This is a genomic window from Acidisoma cellulosilyticum (genome assembly GCF_020621385.1).
GTDB classification, from domain to species: Bacteria; Pseudomonadota; Alphaproteobacteria; order Acetobacterales; family Acetobacteraceae; genus Acidisoma; species Acidisoma cellulosilyticum.
In genome coordinates this window covers 87,313-104,154 of record NZ_JAESVA010000012.1, presented here as the reverse complement: position 1 = coordinate 104,154, position 16,842 = coordinate 87,313, and the positions used below count along the sequence as shown (strand labels likewise).

At 64.8% G+C, this 16,842-nt stretch carries 14 protein-coding genes; 8 read left to right on the top strand and 6 right to left on the bottom strand.

What is annotated here, in order from left to right; all coding sequences use genetic code 11:
- The first annotated feature begins 46 nt into the window (after positions 1–46).
- The 4 genes from ACELLULO517_RS23915 to ACELLULO517_RS23900 all read left to right on the top strand — a co-directional run bounded on the left by ACELLULO517_RS23915 (position 47) and on the right by ACELLULO517_RS23900 (position 4,872).
- Positions 47–1,237, top strand: a complete 1,191-nt coding sequence (locus tag ACELLULO517_RS23915; RefSeq protein ID WP_227309960.1) for a DegT/DnrJ/EryC1/StrS family aminotransferase — start codon at positions 47–49, stop codon at positions 1,235–1,237.
- Positions 1,238–1,251: 14 nt separating this feature from the next.
- Positions 1,252–2,223, top strand: coding sequence for a prolyl aminopeptidase (gene pip, locus ACELLULO517_RS23910; protein ID WP_227309959.1), 972 nt, complete (start codon positions 1,252–1,254; stop codon positions 2,221–2,223).
- Positions 2,224–2,313: 90 nt separating this feature from the next.
- Entirely contained in the window at positions 2,314–4,008 is a 1,695-nt protein-coding gene (locus tag ACELLULO517_RS23905) for a calcineurin-like phosphoesterase C-terminal domain-containing protein (RefSeq protein WP_227309958.1), read from the top strand.
- Positions 4,009–4,095: 87 nt separating this feature from the next.
- Positions 4,096–4,872: a class II aldolase/adducin family protein gene (locus ACELLULO517_RS23900; RefSeq protein WP_227309957.1), complete on the top strand. Its 777-nt coding sequence runs from the start codon at positions 4,096–4,098 to the stop codon at positions 4,870–4,872.
- 194 nt (positions 4,873–5,066) lie between these two features.
- Here ACELLULO517_RS23900 and ACELLULO517_RS23895 read toward each other — a convergent pair whose 3' ends face one another.
- From ACELLULO517_RS23895 to ACELLULO517_RS23885, 3 genes are read right to left on the bottom strand one after another with little or no spacing between them, the layout of a single operon-like run.
- Entirely contained in the window at positions 5,067–6,704 is a 1,638-nt protein-coding gene (locus tag ACELLULO517_RS23895) for an NAD(P)/FAD-dependent oxidoreductase (protein WP_227309956.1), read from the bottom strand.
- 9 nt (positions 6,705–6,713) lie between these two features.
- Positions 6,714–7,490 carry a bestrophin-like domain gene (locus tag ACELLULO517_RS23890; protein ID WP_227309955.1) on the bottom strand — a complete coding sequence of 259 codons (777 nt, stop codon included), beginning with the start codon at positions 7,488–7,490 and terminating at the stop codon, positions 6,714–6,716.
- A gap of 53 nt (positions 7,491–7,543) precedes the next feature.
- On the bottom strand, positions 7,544–8,827 hold the full coding sequence (locus ACELLULO517_RS23885) for an MFS transporter (RefSeq protein WP_227309954.1): 1,284 nt from the start codon (positions 8,825–8,827) through the stop codon (positions 7,544–7,546).
- Positions 8,828–8,917: 90 nt separating this feature from the next.
- On the opposite strand from ACELLULO517_RS23885, the gene ACELLULO517_RS23880 reads away from it, so the two are divergent.
- Positions 8,918–9,802, top strand: a complete 885-nt coding sequence (locus tag ACELLULO517_RS23880) for a LysR family transcriptional regulator (RefSeq protein WP_227309953.1) — start codon at positions 8,918–8,920, stop codon at positions 9,800–9,802.
- A 174-nt stretch (positions 9,803–9,976) separates the two neighbouring features.
- On the top strand, positions 9,977–10,999 hold the full coding sequence (locus tag ACELLULO517_RS23875) for a fatty acid desaturase family protein (protein ID WP_227309952.1): 1,023 nt from the start codon (positions 9,977–9,979) through the stop codon (positions 10,997–10,999).
- Between the two features lie 36 nt (positions 11,000–11,035).
- Here ACELLULO517_RS23875 and ACELLULO517_RS23870 read toward each other — a convergent pair whose 3' ends face one another.
- Genes ACELLULO517_RS23870 through ACELLULO517_RS23860 form a run of 3 tightly spaced genes read right to left on the bottom strand, consistent with a single transcriptional unit; the run spans position 11,036 to position 14,786 of the window.
- Positions 11,036–11,524, bottom strand: coding sequence for an NUDIX hydrolase (locus ACELLULO517_RS23870; protein ID WP_227309951.1), 489 nt, complete (start codon positions 11,522–11,524; stop codon positions 11,036–11,038).
- A 54-nt stretch (positions 11,525–11,578) separates the two neighbouring features.
- Positions 11,579–13,225 (bottom strand): amylo-alpha-1,6-glucosidase, encoded by a 1,647-nt coding sequence (locus ACELLULO517_RS23865; protein WP_227309950.1) that lies wholly within the window; start codon positions 13,223–13,225, stop codon positions 11,579–11,581.
- On the bottom strand, positions 13,218–14,786 hold the full coding sequence (locus ACELLULO517_RS23860) for a rhamnogalacturonidase (RefSeq protein ID WP_227309949.1): 1,569 nt from the start codon (positions 14,784–14,786) through the stop codon (positions 13,218–13,220). Before ACELLULO517_RS23860 ends, ACELLULO517_RS23865 begins: the two co-directional genes overlap by 8 nt.
- Before the next feature lie 67 nt (positions 14,787–14,853).
- Between ACELLULO517_RS23860 and ACELLULO517_RS23855 the strand changes: the two genes are divergently transcribed.
- Both ACELLULO517_RS23855 and ACELLULO517_RS23850 read left to right on the top strand, forming a co-directional pair.
- Positions 14,854–16,125 carry an MFS transporter gene (locus ACELLULO517_RS23855; protein ID WP_227309948.1) on the top strand — a complete coding sequence of 424 codons (1,272 nt, stop codon included), beginning with the start codon at positions 14,854–14,856 and terminating at the stop codon, positions 16,123–16,125.
- Between the two features lie 33 nt (positions 16,126–16,158).
- A complete protein-coding gene (locus ACELLULO517_RS23850) occupies positions 16,159–16,716 on the top strand; it encodes a DsbA family protein (protein WP_227309947.1) in 558 nt (185 codons plus the stop codon).
- Positions 16,717–16,842 lie beyond the last annotated feature (126 nt).

Genomic DNA, 16,842 nt, shown 5'->3' with positions numbered 1-16,842 from the left:
CAGGTCGAACCTTCCTAAACGGCCGCCAAGCCCGTACAAAGTGGGCATGAGCGTGATCCAGAAGCCTGACCCTGTCCCCGCACCCTCAGCCGCCGGCCGGGTGCCCTTTCTTGATCTCAAGGCCCAGCAGGCCCGCATCGGTGCTGAAATGCGCCGGCGCGTCGATACCGTGATGGCCCATTGCCAATTCGTGCTCGGGCCGGAAGTGGCTGAGCTTGAGGCCGAACTCGCCCGCCGCGCCGGTGCGGCGCATTGCGTCTCCGTCAGCTCCGGCACGGACGCGCTGCTGATCGCCATGATGGCCGAGGATATCGGCCCCGGCGACGCGGTCTTCCTGCCGGCCTTCACCTATACGGCGACCGCCGAAGTCCCGCTTCTCCTCCGCGCCACCCCGGTTTTCGTCGATATCGACCCGCGCACCTACCAGATGGACCCGGCTGACCTTGAACGTCGCATCGACGCCGTGCGCCAGGGGGGGAAGCTTCGCCCCCGCGCCATCGTCGGCGTCGACCTGTTCGGCCAGCCGGCCGATTGGGATGCCCTGGTCGAGATCGCGAAGCGGCATGATCTGGTGACGATCGACGATTGCGCCCAGGCTTTCGGCGCCAAGCTGCACGGACAGCCGCTCGGCACCCAGGCGGATTGCACGGCGATCAGCTTCTTCCCGTCCAAACCCCTCGGCGGCTATGGCGACGGCGGGGCCTTGTTCACGGAATCGGCCGAACGCGCTGCGCTCTATCGCAGCCTGCGGACCCATGGCGAGGGCAAGCTGCGCTATGACGTGCAACGCATCGGCATCAACGGCCGTCTGGATACGCTGCAGGCCGCCGTATTGCTCGCCAAGCTTTCCGTCTTTGACGAAGAACTGGTCGCGCGGGAGCGTGTGGCGAAATTCTATGACCAGCGCCTCGGCAATCTGCTGACGACACCGGCGCGCGTGGCGGACAGCACGGCCGCCTGGGCGGTCTATGCCGTGGTCCTGCCGAATAGCGATGTGCGCGCCGCGGTGCAGGAGGCCTGCAAGGCCGAGGGCGTGGCGACGGCGGTCTATTACCCGAAGCCCTTGCACCACCAGCCGGCCTATGCCGCGCATCATGAAGGGGGCGCGCTGCCGGTGGCGGAAGACGTCGCGACCCGCATCATGGCCCTGCCGATCCATCCTGACCTCACCGAAGCCCAGCTGGACCATGTCTGCAACACCGTGACCCGGGCGCTCGCCCAGGCGATGACGGCCTAGGGGTCCGCCGCCACATGGCCTTTTCCCGAGACACGTCAGGGTCGCGGCGCGAACTCTTCCCCGAGATCGCGCCCTATGGCTCAGGCTATCTGTCCGTCGGTGACGGGCATTCGGTCTATTGGGAACAGGCGGGCAATCCCACCGGCCAGCCGGCGCTCTTTCTGCACGGCGGCCCGGGTGCCGGTGCCGGCTCCGTCCATCGCCGCTTCTTCGATCCGCGCATCTGGCGTGCGGTACTGTTCGACCAGCGCGGCGCCGGCCGCTCCCGCCCGCTGGGCCGGCTGGAGGAGAATTCCACACCGCATCTGATCGCGGATATCGAGGCGCTGCGCCAGCATCTGGGTATCGAGCGCTGGCTGCTGTTCGGCGGCTCCTGGGGGTCGACCCTCGCCTTGGCCTATGCGCAAGCCCATCCCGATCGTGTCATCGGCTGCGTGCTGCGCGGCATTTTTCTCGGCCGCGACAGCGAGGTGGACTGGTTCCTGCACGGCATCCGCGGCGTCTTCCCTGACGCGCATGCCCAGTTCGTGGGTTTCCTGCCGGAGGCCGAGCGCGGCGATATCCTGAACGCCTATCGCCGCCGGCTGGATGACCCGGACCCGCGCATCCATGGCCCGGCGGCCCGCGCCTGGTCCGTCTACGAAGGCTCCTGCAGCACGCTGCTGCCGCATCCCGACATGGTCTCCACCTTCTCGCGTGACCGCGCGGCCCTCGGCCTCGCGCGGATCGAAGCGCATTACTTCGCCCATCGCCTTTTCCTGCCGCCGGAAGGGCTGCTCGGCCATATGGACCGCATCCGGCATATTCCGGCCGAGATCGTGCAAGGCCGTTACGACATGGTCTGCCCGCCGGTCAGCGCCTTCGAACTCGCCTCCCATTGGCCGGCGGCGCGACTGACCGTGATACCGGATGCCGGGCATTCGGCGTTGGAGCCGGGCACGCGGGCCGCCCTGCTCGCCGGACTGGACCGGTTCGCCGCAGCCTGACGGCCGCCTGGCCGAACGCCATCAGAGCTTCACAAAGCGCGCGCCCCGCATTGGCTAGCCTTTCGGCCCGATAGCCCAAGGAGAGCGCCGATGGATTGGACCACCCCTTTGCCCCGCCGCCTGGCGCTGGCCGGCATGGCAGCCTCCGTGGTCGGTCAGGTCGCGCAGGCCGACAGCCTGCCAGCGGCAACCGGCACCAAACCTGCGGATCATCCCGCCGCCGAGACGGCGCAAGGCATAGTTTTCGAGGACAAGGACGGCTCCGGTCATCGCACCGCGGACGCGCAGGGCATTCCCGATGTCATGGTCTCCAACGGTCGCGACGTTGTGCTGACGGACGCCCAAGGCGGCTGGAGCCTGCCCGTGCAGGCGGGCGATTCGGTCTTCGTCATCAAGCCGACCGGCTGGATGACGCCCGTCGATCCCGCGACGCAATTGCCGCGCTTCAGCACGATCCATCAACCGCAGGGCACGCCGGCCGCACTCGGCCTGCGCTATCCCGGCATCGCCCCCACCGGCCCGCTGCCGGCCAGCATCGATTTTCCGCTGCGCCGGCAGACGGAGCCCACGCGCTTCAATGCTATCCTGTTCACCGACCCGCAGCCGGAAAGCCTCGCTGAACTCGGCTATGTCCGGGATGACGTGGTGGCACAGGTCACCGGCATTCCGGCGGCCTTCGGCATCACCACCGGCGATCTCATGTTCGACGATCTCTCGGCCTATGAGCGCAGCAATCGGATCGTCGGCACCCTCGGCCTGCCCTGGTACAATTGCCCCGGCAACCACGACATGAACTACGAAGCACCAGACAACCGCTTCTCGCGCGAGACCTTCAAGGGGATTTTCGGCGCGCGCTACTACGCCTTCCAATACGGCGGCACGACCTTTTTCATGCTCGACAATGTCGATTACCTCGGCGGCCACAAATATCAGGGCTATTTCGGCCGGGATCAGCTCGGTTTCATCCGCAACGTCTTGGCCCATGTGCCGGCCGAGCAGCTTGTCGTCTTCTGCATGCATATTCCGCTGCGGACGCTGGCTGGCGACACCGCGAATTTCGCCGATACCGACTGGAAGGATTTTCTGGACGTCATCCGCGACCGCCCCGCCGCCGTCAGCTTCAGCGGCCATACCCATACCAATGAGCATCATTACCTGACGACCGCTGGTGAGACGGACGGCACGACCGGCCATCATCATCACGTCATGACGGCGGTCTCCGGCAGCTGGTGGAGCGGTCCTTTCGACGTGCGCGGCATCCCGGTGGCCCTCGCGACCGACGGCGCGCCGAACGGCTTTCATCTCCTCTCCATCGACGGCGCAAGTTACGAGACAAGGCTGATACCGGCGCATGACCCTCAGCGGGGCCAGATGCGGCTGATGCTCGACAACGGCCCGCATGACACGACGCCGGAGGTGCTGGCCGAGACCTTGCCCGGACAATTGCTCGGCGGACCGATCAGCACGGCCGCCACCGGTTCCACCCGCCTCGTCGTCAATCTCTATGACGGCGGCCCGAAATCGACCCTGCGCTACAGCATTGGTGAGGGCGGCGACTGGCGGCCCATGCAGCGCGTCGAACGGCTGGACCCCTTCGTGCAGGATGTCTATGCCCGCAACCCGCTTGCCATCAAACCCTGGGTGAAACCCGGCAAATCCAGCCATATCTGGCAGGCGACCCTGCCGGCGCAGCTCAGCCCCGGCACGTACGCGATCCGGACGCAGGGCATCGACGAATACGGCCGCCGGCATGACGGCATGATGGTGCTGGACGTCACGGCCTGAACGCCGTTTTTTGAAGCATTTTTGCGTGCCAAAGGGGTAGAGGTGCCAGAAGATGATGATAGGATAGGCAGAAAGGAGACCTTGCCCATGGACAGTCTGATCTTGCAGATCCCCGAGCCGCCGCCGGCTCATGTCGAGGAAACCGAGGAGCAGGTTCGCCAGGATCTGGCTTGTGCCTATCGGTTGATCGCCCATCTGGGCATGACCGACACGGTCTATACGCATCTCTCGGTTCGCGTGCCTGGGCCGGGCAATTTCTTCCTCGTCAATCCGTACGGGCTGATGTTCGATGAGATCACGGCAAGCTCCCTGGTCAAGGTCGATGCCGACGGCGCGCCCGCCCAGGCCACCAGCTTTCCGGTCAATCCGGCCGGTTTCGTCATCCACTCCGCCATCCATATGAAGCGTCATGATGCCCATTGCGTCATGCATACGCATACGCTGGCGGGTATGACCGTCGCGGCCCAGACGGGTGGATTGCTGCCGCTGAACCAGATCGGCATGGAATTCATCGACGAAGTCGCGATCCATGAATACGAAGGCGTGGCCGATGACGACAATCTCAGCGAGCGTGAGCGGCTGGTGCGTGATCTAGGCGACAAGCCCTGCCTGCTGTTGCGCAATCACGGTCTGCTGACGGTCGGCCGCACCATCGCGGAGGCCTTCTACTTCATGTATTACTTGGAGATGGCCTGCCGCATTCAGGTCTCCGCCCAATCGACCGGCGCGCCCTTGGCGATCCCCTCGGCCGAGACGCAGCAGCGCACCAAGAAGCAGTTCACGCGCGGCACCGATCACGGCTGGCTGGTCTGGCAGGCCTTTCAGCGCAAGATGGACCGCGAACAGCCCGATTATCGCAGCTGATTTTCACCGCCTCGCACCCGCGCACAAGGGCCGCTCTCAGTAACAGTCATCCGCGGCTTCATGCCGCGGACGACACTTGATGCTTGCGCGGGCGATTGACTGAGAAGCTGCCATGGCCAACCCGTCCGATGACCCTTCCCGCCGATCCGTGCTTTGGGCCTGGTGGCGCCTGCTCGTCTGGCTGTGGAAGCTGATTACGAGTCCAGCTTAGCGCCCGCAGGCGCCGTCATCGCCAGCGCGACCGCTTCGGCGACGCGAATGCCGTCCACGCCGGCCGACAGAATCCCGCCCGCGAAACCCGCGCCCTCGCCGGCCGGGTAAAGCCCCTGCGTATTGACGCTCTGAAAATCGCCCGCCCGGCTGATGCGCAAGGGCGAGGACGTGCGCGTCTCTACCCCCGTCAGCACCGCGTCGGCCATTGAGAAACCCCGAATTTGGCGGTCGAAGGCCGGGATCGCCTCACGGATGGCCGCGATCGCGTAATCCGGCAGGCAGGTCGAAAGATCGGTGGGCAGGACGCCCGGCTTGTAGGACGGGACGACGCTGCCGAGTTTGGTGGACGCCCGGCCGGCCAGAAAGTCCCCCACCAACTGCACCGGCGCGCGATAGTCTCCGCCGCCGGCCGTGAAGGCCTGGGCCTCCCAATGGCGTTGAAAGGCGATGCCGGCCAGCGGTCCGCCCGGATAATCCTCGGGCGTGATGCCGACGACGATACCGGCATTGGCATTAAGCTCGGCGCGGGAATACTGGCTCATGCCATTGGTCACGACCAGGCCGGGTTCCGAGGTCGCCGCCACCACCTGCCCGCCCGGGCACATGCAGAAACTATAAACCGAGCGGCCGTTCTGCGCGTGATGGACGATCTTGTAGTCGGCCGCCCCCAGGATCGGATTGCCGGCATGGGCACCGAAGCGGCAGCTGTCGATCAGCGCCTGCGGATGCTCGATGCGAAAGCCCAGCGAGAAGGGTTTCGCGACCATCGCAACGCCGCGCGCCTCCAGCATGGGAAAGGTATCGCGCGCGCTATGGCCCACCGCCAGCACGACATGGTTGGTCGCCAGACGCTCGCCATTGGCCAGAACGACCGCCGTCACCTGCCGGCTGCCGTCCGCGCCTTCCGCGATCTCGATATCGTCGGCGCGGCTCTCGAACCGATAGGTGCCGCCCAGCGCCTCGATCTGCTGCCGCAGGCTTTCCACCACCGTCACCAGCCGGAAGGTGCCGATATGCGGCTTGCTGACATACATGATCTCTGGCGGGGCACCGGCGGCGACGAATTCCGACAATACCCGGCGGCCGAGATGCAGCGGGTCCTTGATACCGGAATAGAGCTTGCCGTCCGAGAAAGTGCCTGCCCCACCCTCGCCGAATTGCACATTCGATTCCGGCGTCAACACGCCGCGACGCCATAGCGCCCAGGTGTCCTTGGTACGTTCGCGCACCACCTTGCCGCGTTCCAGCATGATCGGCCGAAAGCCCATCTGCGCCAGCGTCAGCGCCGCCAGCAAGCCGCAGGGCCCGGCCCCGATGACGACCGGCCGCTGCGCGAGATGGGCCGGGGCGCGGGCCACCAGCCGATAGCCCATATCCGGCGCCTGCCCGACATGCTTGTCGTCCTGCACGCGCGCCAGCACGCCAGCCTCGTCCGGCACCGCGACATCGACGGTATAGACCAGCGTGATGGCCGAGCGCCGCCGAGCGTCATAGCCGCGCCGCACCACCTCATGCCCGCCCAATTGCTCGGGCGACAGGTGCAGACGGCCGGCAATGGCGGCAGCCAGCGCCGCCGGGTCATGATCGAGAGGAAGTTTGATTTCCGTGACGCGCAGCATCGAAGACCTCTAACGCACCATCTGGATCATGGCACTCACCTTCACGCCCGCGGCCACGAAGGGCTGGGACCCGAGCGCCAGCGCGCCCTCGAAAGGATAGTCCAGCAGATGGATGAGAACGAGAATAGCAGCGACGGCGGTCGCAAAGGTGACCGAAAAACTGATCAGGGCACCACGATGATCGACGCCCGCCAAAGTGACGAAGACCGCCAGCACGCCGCCGAAACCGATGAGCAGACACCAAAGCAGCGCCGGCACGCCGCTGCTGGTCTGAAACAATCGCGTCGATCTTTCGGTATTGGCCTGTTCCAGAAAGGTCAGAAGCTGTTGCCGCGTACCAAGATCAGCCATGTCGGTCGGCCTCATCTGGGCCGTGGACTGAATGAGTTTCGCCAGCCGGTCGGCGATGGCCGAATCCTCGTCCCGCGTCAGGCTCATCGCCGCCCATTCGTGATGGACGACACCGTCGATATAGCTGCGCTCCGTTTGCAGGATCGGCAGGCCTTCGGCCTTCGGCAGGGCGCTGGCCAGGACGGCCGCACCCTGCAGGGCGCTACATTCCAGTTGCACGGCATTGGCCGCGTTATTGTAGTCGCTCCAGACCTCGCTGAAGACGAAGGCCAGCAGCACGGCGAAGATCACGCCAAGCTGCAGGAAGACCGCGGTGCCGATTTCATTGTGCCGGCGGCGCAGTTCCACATGCACGTGATGATGCACGAACAGGCTGACGACGCCGGCCAGCATGGCTGCAGCCAAAACGATCGCGAGGGCCACCGGAAGGGACATGGCGGCAGCCCTTAGCAGAGAGCGCGGCCGGCGTCAGCCGAAAGCGCCTGTGTTCAGCGGGGCTCTGCCCTTTGCGGCCGGCTGATCCGGCCGACGCCGAGGCCGCAGAATAGCGCCAGCACCAGGCAGACGCCCGCGAAGCTGATCACCCCCGGCCAACCGCCATGCGACCAGAACCAGCCGCCGGCCGTGCCCGCGACGCTGGAGCCGAGATAATAGGCGAGCAGATAGAGCGAGGATGCATGGCCCTTGGACCCCGCCGCCAACCGCCCGACCCAACCGCTGGCGACGGCATGGGAGATGAAGAAGCCGACCGTCAACAGAATGATGCCGAGGATGATGACGGGAACGGCAGCGCTCAGCGTCAGCAGCGCGCCGATCAGCGCCGTCCCCAGGCCCATAGGCAATACGCGGCCACGGCCCAGCTTGTCGGCAGCACTGCCCGCGGTCGAGGACGCGACAATGCCGAAGACATAGACGGTAAAGATCAGCCCGATGACGGTCTGGCTGAAATGATAGGGCGCGGCCATCAGCCGGAAACCGGCATAGTTATAGACGGTGACGAATGCGCCCATGACCAGGAAGCCGATCGCGAAAAGCAGCGGCAAGCCCCGGTCCGTCAGATGGCCGCCCCAGGCGCGGACATGAAAGCGCAGGTCGAAGCCCCGTTTGCGGTCGAAATAGCGTGACGCGGGCAGCAGAAGCACGAAGGCGATCGCCGCCGCCACACCCAGCGCCCCCATGATGCAGAGGGCCGCCCGCCAGCCGAATGCCTCGGCGAACAATCCGGCGCCGACGCGCCCCATCATGCCGCCGAACGCCGTCCCGCCGACATAGCGCCCCATGGCGAGGCCCAGGCTGCCGCCGTCGATCTCCTCCGCCAGATAGGCCATGGCGACCGCCGGCACGCCGCCGAGCACGAAACCCTCCAGCGCACGGGCGATCAGCAGGGTCGTCCAATTCGGCGCGAGGCCCGCGACGATATTCATGATCGCGGCGGCACTCATCGAGATGAACATCAGCCCGCGCCGGCCAGCCGTTTCCGACAGCATGGCGGCAAGCATGATGGCGCAGGCCAGCGCGCCGGTGGATAGCGACAAGGCAAGGGAACTCGCGGCCGGCGTCACATGAAAATGCTGGGCAAATAGCGGCAGCAGCGGCTGCACCGTATAAAGCAGCGAAAAGGTCGCGAAGCCGGCCAGGAATAGCGCCAGCGAGATACGCTGATAGTCCGGCGTACCGCGCCGCACTTTCACGGGTGCGATAGCCGGGCGAATATCCGTCTGTCTGCGCTTAAGGGCCAAGGTCTGGTGAGCAAAGGTCTGGGTCTTGAACATGGGCAATTCCTTCGCCCGTGAAACTGGTCAGCCTCGCTCCATTTGTCCAATATATGGCACTGTCATTCTTGATATGTTTTGGAGATACCGGTGGAGCTGCGCCATATCCGCTACTTCCTGGCGGTCGCCGAGGAACGCAATTTCACTCGTGCGGCGGCCCGCCTCGGCATCGGTCAGCCGCCGCTCAGCCAGCAGATCCGCGATCTGGAACGTGAACTCGGCGCACCGCTGTTTCACCGTCTGCCGCATGGCGCGGCGCTGACGGAATCCGGCCGGGCCTTTCTGGTGGAGGCCGAAAGCGTGGTCGCCGCCGCCGAACGCGCAAAACTGGCGGCCCAGCGGGCTGCCAGGGGCGAGGCCGGGCTGCTCGCGATCGGCCTGACCGGGTCAGCCGCCTTCCACCCTATCGTCACGCGGACCATTCGCAATTTCCGCAGGCGTTACCCCACGGTGCAGATCAAGCTGGAGGAGCTGAACACGATGGGCCTGCTCGACCAGTTGCGGCGGGAGGAGCTGGACGCGATCTTCCTGCGGCCAGGATTGCAGGAATTGGACGGCCTGCACCTGCATCGCCTGCCGGATGAGTCGATGGTCGCGGCCATCCCCAAAGCCCATCCGCTCGCGACGTCGCGCAGCATCGCGCTCGCGGCCTTAGCGCAGGAGCCGCTGATCCTGTTTCCGCCCGCGATCGGGCTGAGCCTTTATCACGAAGTGCTGTCGGCCTGCCGCGAAGCGGGTTTCGAGCCCATTACCAGCCAGATCGCGCCGCAGATCGCCTCGGGGTTGAGCCTCGTCGCCGCCGAACTCGGCATCGCCATCGTGCCGCAATCGATCGCGCAGATTGCCATGCGCGGCATCGCCTATCGGCGCATTACGGATTTCGTGCCCGTCGCGCGTCTGGCCCTGGCCACCCGTACGGGACGCGAACCCGCGCTGCTGCGCAACCTGATCCAGACGCTCAACGGCGCATTGTAGCGGGCGCAATGCTTCCATGACTTGCATTGACGAATCCCTGTGTCGCGCCCCCTGGAACCGGAACGACATCTCTGACGGCCGCGATGCTGAAAACGCGCAAAATCGACTTTCTCACATTTATGCTATCCTGCGGTCGGGCGCCTCTGATCCGGGCCCGTAGTAAGGATTTTCCTCGTGTCGCTTGTCTCGACGACAATACCCACGGCCATGGATGCCGCCGAACAAGCCCGCATACGCACCTTTCAGGCGCCACAGCAGATGCGCGCGGTGTGGCAGGTGGTTTCGACCTTCGGGCCTTATCTGGCGCTGTCGGTGGCTATGTATGCTTTGGCGAAAGTGTCGGTATGGCTGACCTTGTTGCTGGCGATTCCCTATAGCGGGCTGATGATCCGTATCTTTATTTTCCAGCATGATTGCGGACATAACTCGTTTTTTTCCGCGCCCCTGCATAACCGGATTCTCGGCCGCGCCTGCAGCCTAGTCACGCTGACGCCTTTTGCCTGGTGGCGGCGGGTGCATGCGCGGCACCATGTCAGCCAGAACAATCTGGATCTGCGCGGTTATCCGGCCGATTTTTATACCGATTGTCTGACGCTCGCCGAATATGAGGCCTTGAGCCCGCTGAAGCGCCGCCTGTACCGGATCAGCCATAACCCGGCTCTGATCCATCTGCTGCAGCCGCTCCTGGTCTTCTTGGTCCTGCAACGCCTGCCATTCGATACGCCCTTGTCCTTCGCGGCGGAGCGGCGCAGCGTCTATGGATTGAATCTCGCGCTGTTGCTCATCTTTGGCCCTCTGATTTACCTTTTCGGTATAAAAACGGTCCTTTTGGTGCATCTGCCGGCTTTGACGATCGCCTCGATCATCGGCATCTGGCTCTTCTCGGTGCAGCATCGGTTCGAGGAATCGCAATGGTTCTCTCAGGCGGATTGGACGCAGACCGGCGCCGCCCTGCACGGCTCGTCCTATCTGAAATTGCCCCGGCTATTGCGGTGGTTCAGCGCCGATATCGGCACGCATCATCTGCATCATCTGCGCCCATCCATCCCGAATTACCGGCTGCATGATTGTCATGAAGCCTGTCGGGAGACGATGGCGGTCGTGACCACGCTGACCCTCGCGGAGGCGCTGAAAACGCCCAGCTTCGCGCTTTGGGACGAAAAGCGCGGCCGCATGGTGCCCTTTCCGGCGGAATAAAATCGGCCAGCGCAGGATGGCTTGCGCTTATGCCTGTCAGCCGTGACGGCTTCCGCCACGGCCCCTTGCCATCTTGGCTGTGCCGCGTCCGGAACTGACCCGCGTCTCCTGCCATTCCCGGATGATCAGCGCCAATCCGCTTTCGGCAACCTTCTCGGCTGCCTCGTTCCCTGGGAACCAGATCCGTCTGCGTTGGTTTTTCTCGGGCCAGGTGGCCGCCTCGTTGGAGACCAGAAGCGGATAGACCTCCACCAGGCAAGGCCGCTCCTCACCCTCGGCCAGCCGCCGGCTGGACGGATAGTCCCCGATCGGCTTGCGTGAGATCGCCCCCTTCACACCGGCCGCGCGAAAGGCTTCGATCTCGGCCGTCCGGTCCGGGTGGCGTTCCGCCGTTGCCCATTCCATCGGAATGCCCCAGCCCCGCGTCTCGCGGCTGCTGATGAGCAGGATCTCAAGCCCATGCCGTCCAAGCCGGTAGGGCAAGGCCGCGCAGAGCATATCCTCGGGGAGGTCGGATGTCGCCATGCCCCCCTTTGTGCAATCGGGGCGCCGCTGTCCAGGGGTTTTTCGGAACGCGGTTCAGGGATGCGCCCGCGCGATCAGGTCCAGATACAGTGTCGTCGTCCAGCCATAGTCATGAATGACCTGACGAAAAGGGTTGTTCGGATCGCAGATGCCCTTGCGCAGCAGAAGCGGCGGCTCGACCGCGCGCCGGTCGTCGTAATATTCGAAGAAGGTGCCGAATTCGGCCGCGCAGCGCTCGATCTCGGCAATCGTTGCCCGGTCAATCTCCGCCGCCGCGTCGCCGAAGGCGCCGTCATAGGGCGCGTAGCGCTCAAGCCCCCTGGCGATCAGCCAGTTGATATTGATCCAGGTCGGGCCGCGCCACATATCCTTCGAATAATGCGCATGATCGGAGGCAGCGATGGAGGGTACCGGAAAGGCCGTGCCGAAACTCTCGGGATTTTTCAGATGCGTCAGCAGGGTCTTCGCCCGGTCGATGCTCGGCGCGCCGCACAGCAGCGGCAGAAAGCCCGCACTCGCCAGTACCGGGGATCGTTCGGCCGCCGCACTGTCGTAATCGCAGTAGAATCCATAAGCATCCGACCAAAGACTGGTATTGATGCGATGGCAGAGCGACGCATGCCGGCCACCCCACAGCATGGACTCCGCCGCATGCCCCAGGTCTTGCGCGAAGCCGGCCAGGATTTCGCATTCATGCGCGATATAGGCGTTGAAATCGGTGACCGCGAGCGCGGTCGGATAGTTGAAGTCGAAGCGCGGGGAATTATCCATCCCGCTTTCGCCGCTGCGCGATGTCGGGTCACCCTCGATGAACCATTCCATCAGCCCGTCGCCGTCATGGTCGCGGTTGTTAAGATCCCATTCCACCGCCGCCGCGAGTTTGGGATAAAGGCGCGCGATCCAATCCGGGTCAGGCGCGATGTCATTCACCAGCTTCACGCCCAGCGCCAGCACCGGCGGCTGCGTATAGCCGGAGGGCCGGCGTGTGGGCGACATCTGATGCGGCACGAACCCGTTCGGCCGCTGCCCGTCGAAGACCGCTTCGATCATCGCGCGCGCCAGCGGCAGATCGAGATGCCGCCAGCCGATGGCATGAAAGACCGAATCCCACAGCCACATATCCTTATGCGGAAAGCGGTCCGGCGTCGTCCAGGCCTGGGTGAGCGCTGCTTCCGGGCCGGAGACCTGCCCCTTCATCACCGCCAGCGCCCGAAAGATTATTCCTTTCCGTTCGTCACTGGCCGCAGCCAGAAGCGGTTGTTGTTCGATCCATGCGGCACGCTTCGCAAGATGCGCCGGCAGATCGGAGGTCAAAAGCTCAGGGTCGAAACGCGCTGCTGTACCGATCAGGGTTCGCCCATTGCCCGTCGCGACGCGCAATAGGTCGCTGACGCTCTCAACCCGCACATCGCCTTCGATCAGCAGGTGATAGGGATCGGCCAGGACGCCCATCACCCCGTCGGCCAGCAAAAAATCGTTGCTGACAACAGCCTTGACCGGCACGGCGGCAAATACCAGCCGCGCCGCGCCAGGGAAGACGACAGCCAAGCCCGCCGGCTCCGTCATCGTGCGCAGGATGATCGCGCCCTCATGATCCGCCGGATAAGCGGATTCGACGCCGGAAAAGCCGAGCAGCTGGCCGCGATGCCAACCGTCCTGGCCATAGGCCCTGAGCCGATCGACGCGTGAAACATCAGCCATGGGCATCCTCCGGCAGAACAGGCAGATAGCGCGGGCCTTGTGTCAGCTTGAACGGTCTTCTGCCGTTTTGCCGGACCCGGATCGCGACCGCCGCCTCGGCATGGATCGCCGGGGAAGCGGTCAGATTATGCAGATGGCGGGTCTCCACACTGCCGCCAATCACATCCTGCAACCAGGCGACCGGCCGTGCGTCCGGCTCCGCGCAATTCACCGTGAAGCGATGCAGCGTCAGCCCCTTCACATGCCGCGCGAACAGGCCTGAACCCGGCAGATCGACCCCGAAACACTCGGGATCGGGGTAGGACGCGATCGCCTCCGGCACCCGCTGCCGCGCGATCCGCGCGCTTTGCCCGCCCGGCTGCTGCAGATGGATATGCCGCAGGGTGATATCCTCGATCCGCGCGCCTGGTATCCCTGCGATGATGATGGGCATGGAGGAGAAGCTTTGATGTGCCTCCACATCCGCGATGGTGATGCCCCTTAGAATGCCCGGCCTGGTCCCCGCCGGGCCGCGCAGCCGCGCGCCGAGGCGGATATAGATCGGCGCATGACGCAGATCGCGCATCGTCAGCCCGCGAATGGTGACGTCTTCCAGCACCGCGCCGTCGACCGTCTCCAGCGCCAGACCGCGTGACCCCTGCAGGTGATTGTCGATGATGCGCACGCGGCGGAAACCGCCATTGGATTCGGTGCCGAATTTGATGCGTCCGGTGCGATGCGTGACATTGGCTGTCTTCTCCGGCCCCTCATCGATGAACCGATATGTGCCGTCGAGCGTGCTGCCAAGTTGATAGCGCCCGCTGACCCAATTGCCCCGGATCAGAATATCCTCGGCCATGGCCAGCCGCCCCAGCGCATAGGTGCTTTTGAGGCAGATGCCGTCATCGTTCGGCGAATTGATGCGGCAGTTCTCGACCCGCACATTGCGGCAGCAATCGAGATTGATGCCGTCGCGATTGGTGTCGATCCGCACGCGCTCCACCACCATATCCGCGCAGCCTGTGGCGAGGATAGCGAAATGCCCTGCTTCCAGAATGGTGACGTCCCGGATCAGCACGCGCTGACAGTCGAACAGCGCCAGCGCCTTATTGCCGACGCCCGCTTGCATGGCCGGCAGATGCCCTGGCTCGTAATCGCCGTTGACCAGGCCCGCGCCCCAGATCAGCCCGGGCCCGTCGATCACGACATCCGTCAGGCCCAGGCCGGAGAGAAGGGAGTTGCGGAAATGGCTATGGCCGAAATCCTGATAGGGAAAGTCTTCCGCAGGGCTCGGCTCCGGCAGGTCATAGCCGCCGGTCGCTGTCGGCTCATGCGGCGGGTCTGCGGCCCGCAGCACGGCGCCCGCTTCCAGATGCAGGCGGATGCGGCTGGCGAGCCGCACGGAGAAAGCACGGTAGGTGCCGGCCGAGAGCCGAATTGTGCCGCCACCGGCATCGACCGCCTTTGCGATGGCGCGATTGATGGCGGGGCTGTCCAGCGCCACGCCGTCGCCGACGGCACCGAAATCGCGCGGGTCGAAGACCGGCGCGTGCTGCCACCATGCGTCCTGACGTTCCATCATCGGCATCCGCCCCCTGCCACCTCAAGACAAGGATAGGAAGATTCTGTAAAGGGCTTGGGATGGCGGCATGCGCAAGACCGCTTCCGGAGGCGACCGCGTGACTGATGCCGCATCCCCGAGGTCCAGCTGGACCGGACTGAGGGTCTTCAATTTCTTCGCGGCTGCCACGCAGACGGGCTATGGCCCTTTCCTGCCGGTCTTCCTGACGCAATCGGGTTGGAGCCAAGGGCAGATCGGCCTGGCGCTCAGCACCGGTGCCATCGCCAGCACCGTCAGCCAGCTGCCCGGCGGGCTGCTGGTCGATCAGATCCATCAGCGGCGGTTCCTGTGTGCGGTCAGCCTCGGCGTGCTCGGCCTCGGCGCCCTGCTGCTCGCCTTCTGGCCCGGCATTACGCCGGTTTTCGGCGTCCTCGTACTGCACGGCATGGCGACCGCGATCCTGGCGCCGTCCATTGCCGCCATCACCCTCAATCTCGGTGGCCGGGATCGGTTCGGGGAGCATGTCGGCAATAATTCCCGTTACGCCTCGCTCGGCAATGCGCTGACGGCAGCCATTCTGGGCCTCATCGCCTATCATCTATCCGTCCGCGCCGTGTTCCTGTTCGCGGCCTTCATGACGGTGCCGGCGGTGCTCAGCCTGGCGCTGATCCATCCCTTGACCGCTGCCCCGAAAGTGGTCGCGCCACACCCCGCCATGCTCCACCCGAAACATCGGCAAAGCCGGCTGTGGCAGGTCTTTTTCGAGCTGCATATGCATACGTTCGCGATCTGCGTGACGCTGTTCACGCTCGGCAATGCGGCGATGCTGCCCCTCGCCCTCAATCACCTCGCGGCGAACCACGACACCGGCGATATCGCGCTGGCCACCACCGGCTCGGTCATCGCGCTGCAATGCGTCGTGGTGCTGTTCGCGCCCCGTCTGGGCAAGGCCGCAGAGCGCTTCGGCCGCCGTCCGCTGCTGATGATCGCCTTCGCGGCCCTGCCCATCCGCGCGCTGCTGCTGACCACGGGGCCGGACGCCGTTCCGCTCATCGCGATCGAGCTGCTGGACGGTCTGGCCGCCGCCATCATGGGCGTTATGATTCCGCTGATCGCGGCGGACCTGACGCAGCGGACCGGCTATCTCAACCTCGCGATCGGCGCTTTCGGCCTCGCCGGCAGTCTGGGCGCGACCTTCAGCACCACGATCGCCGGCTGGATCGCGGACAAGGCGGGGCTGGACTGGGCCTTTATGGCACTCGCCTTGCCCGGTATGCTGGGGTTGCTGATCATCCTGGCGGCCCTGCCGGAAACCCGGCCGGGCCGCCAGGGGGTTGGACCTGCCGTCCCGGCCGAGTGATACTCACGCGGTTGGCTGATAAAGGATGTGGACATGACAGAGACCCATTGGCGCGCCGATCCCCTCACCTGGGGTCAGGGTCCCAGGGTTTTCGAGGTTTTCCTTGAACCCACCTGCCCTTTTTCGGTCAAGACCTTCAACAAGCTCGATGCTTTGCTTGAACAAGCGGGGCCTGACCGCATCACCATCAAGATCCGCCTGCAATCCCAGCCCTGGCATATGTTCTCGGGCGTCATCACGCGCTGCATTCTGGCCGCCTCCACCCTGCCCGGCGGGAAAGCCTCAGCGAAAGCGGTGATGCAGGCGGTCGGCGACCATCGCATGGAGTTCGAGTTCGCGCATCACGCCGGGGGTCCCAATCTGGACGCCACACCCCATGACATCATCGCGCGGATCGAGGCCTATACCGGCCTTCAGCTGCGCGATGCCTTCGCAATCCGCGATCTGGATCGCGAGATCAAATGGCATAGCAAATACGCCCGCCAGAACGGCATCCATGTCTCCCCCACCTTCATGGTCGATGGGCTGATCCAGCCGGGCATGAGCAGCGGCGATGAGGTTTCCGCCTGGGTTGCTGTGCTGCTCGGCTGATCGAAAGGTTAGGTCCTATTTTGACAGAGTTAGGGGCGTTTCCACCTCACCGGACGGACATTAGAGTCCGTCAGGTTGAGGTGGAAACGACCCCTTGCCCCGTCATGACCGGGCTTGACCCGGTCA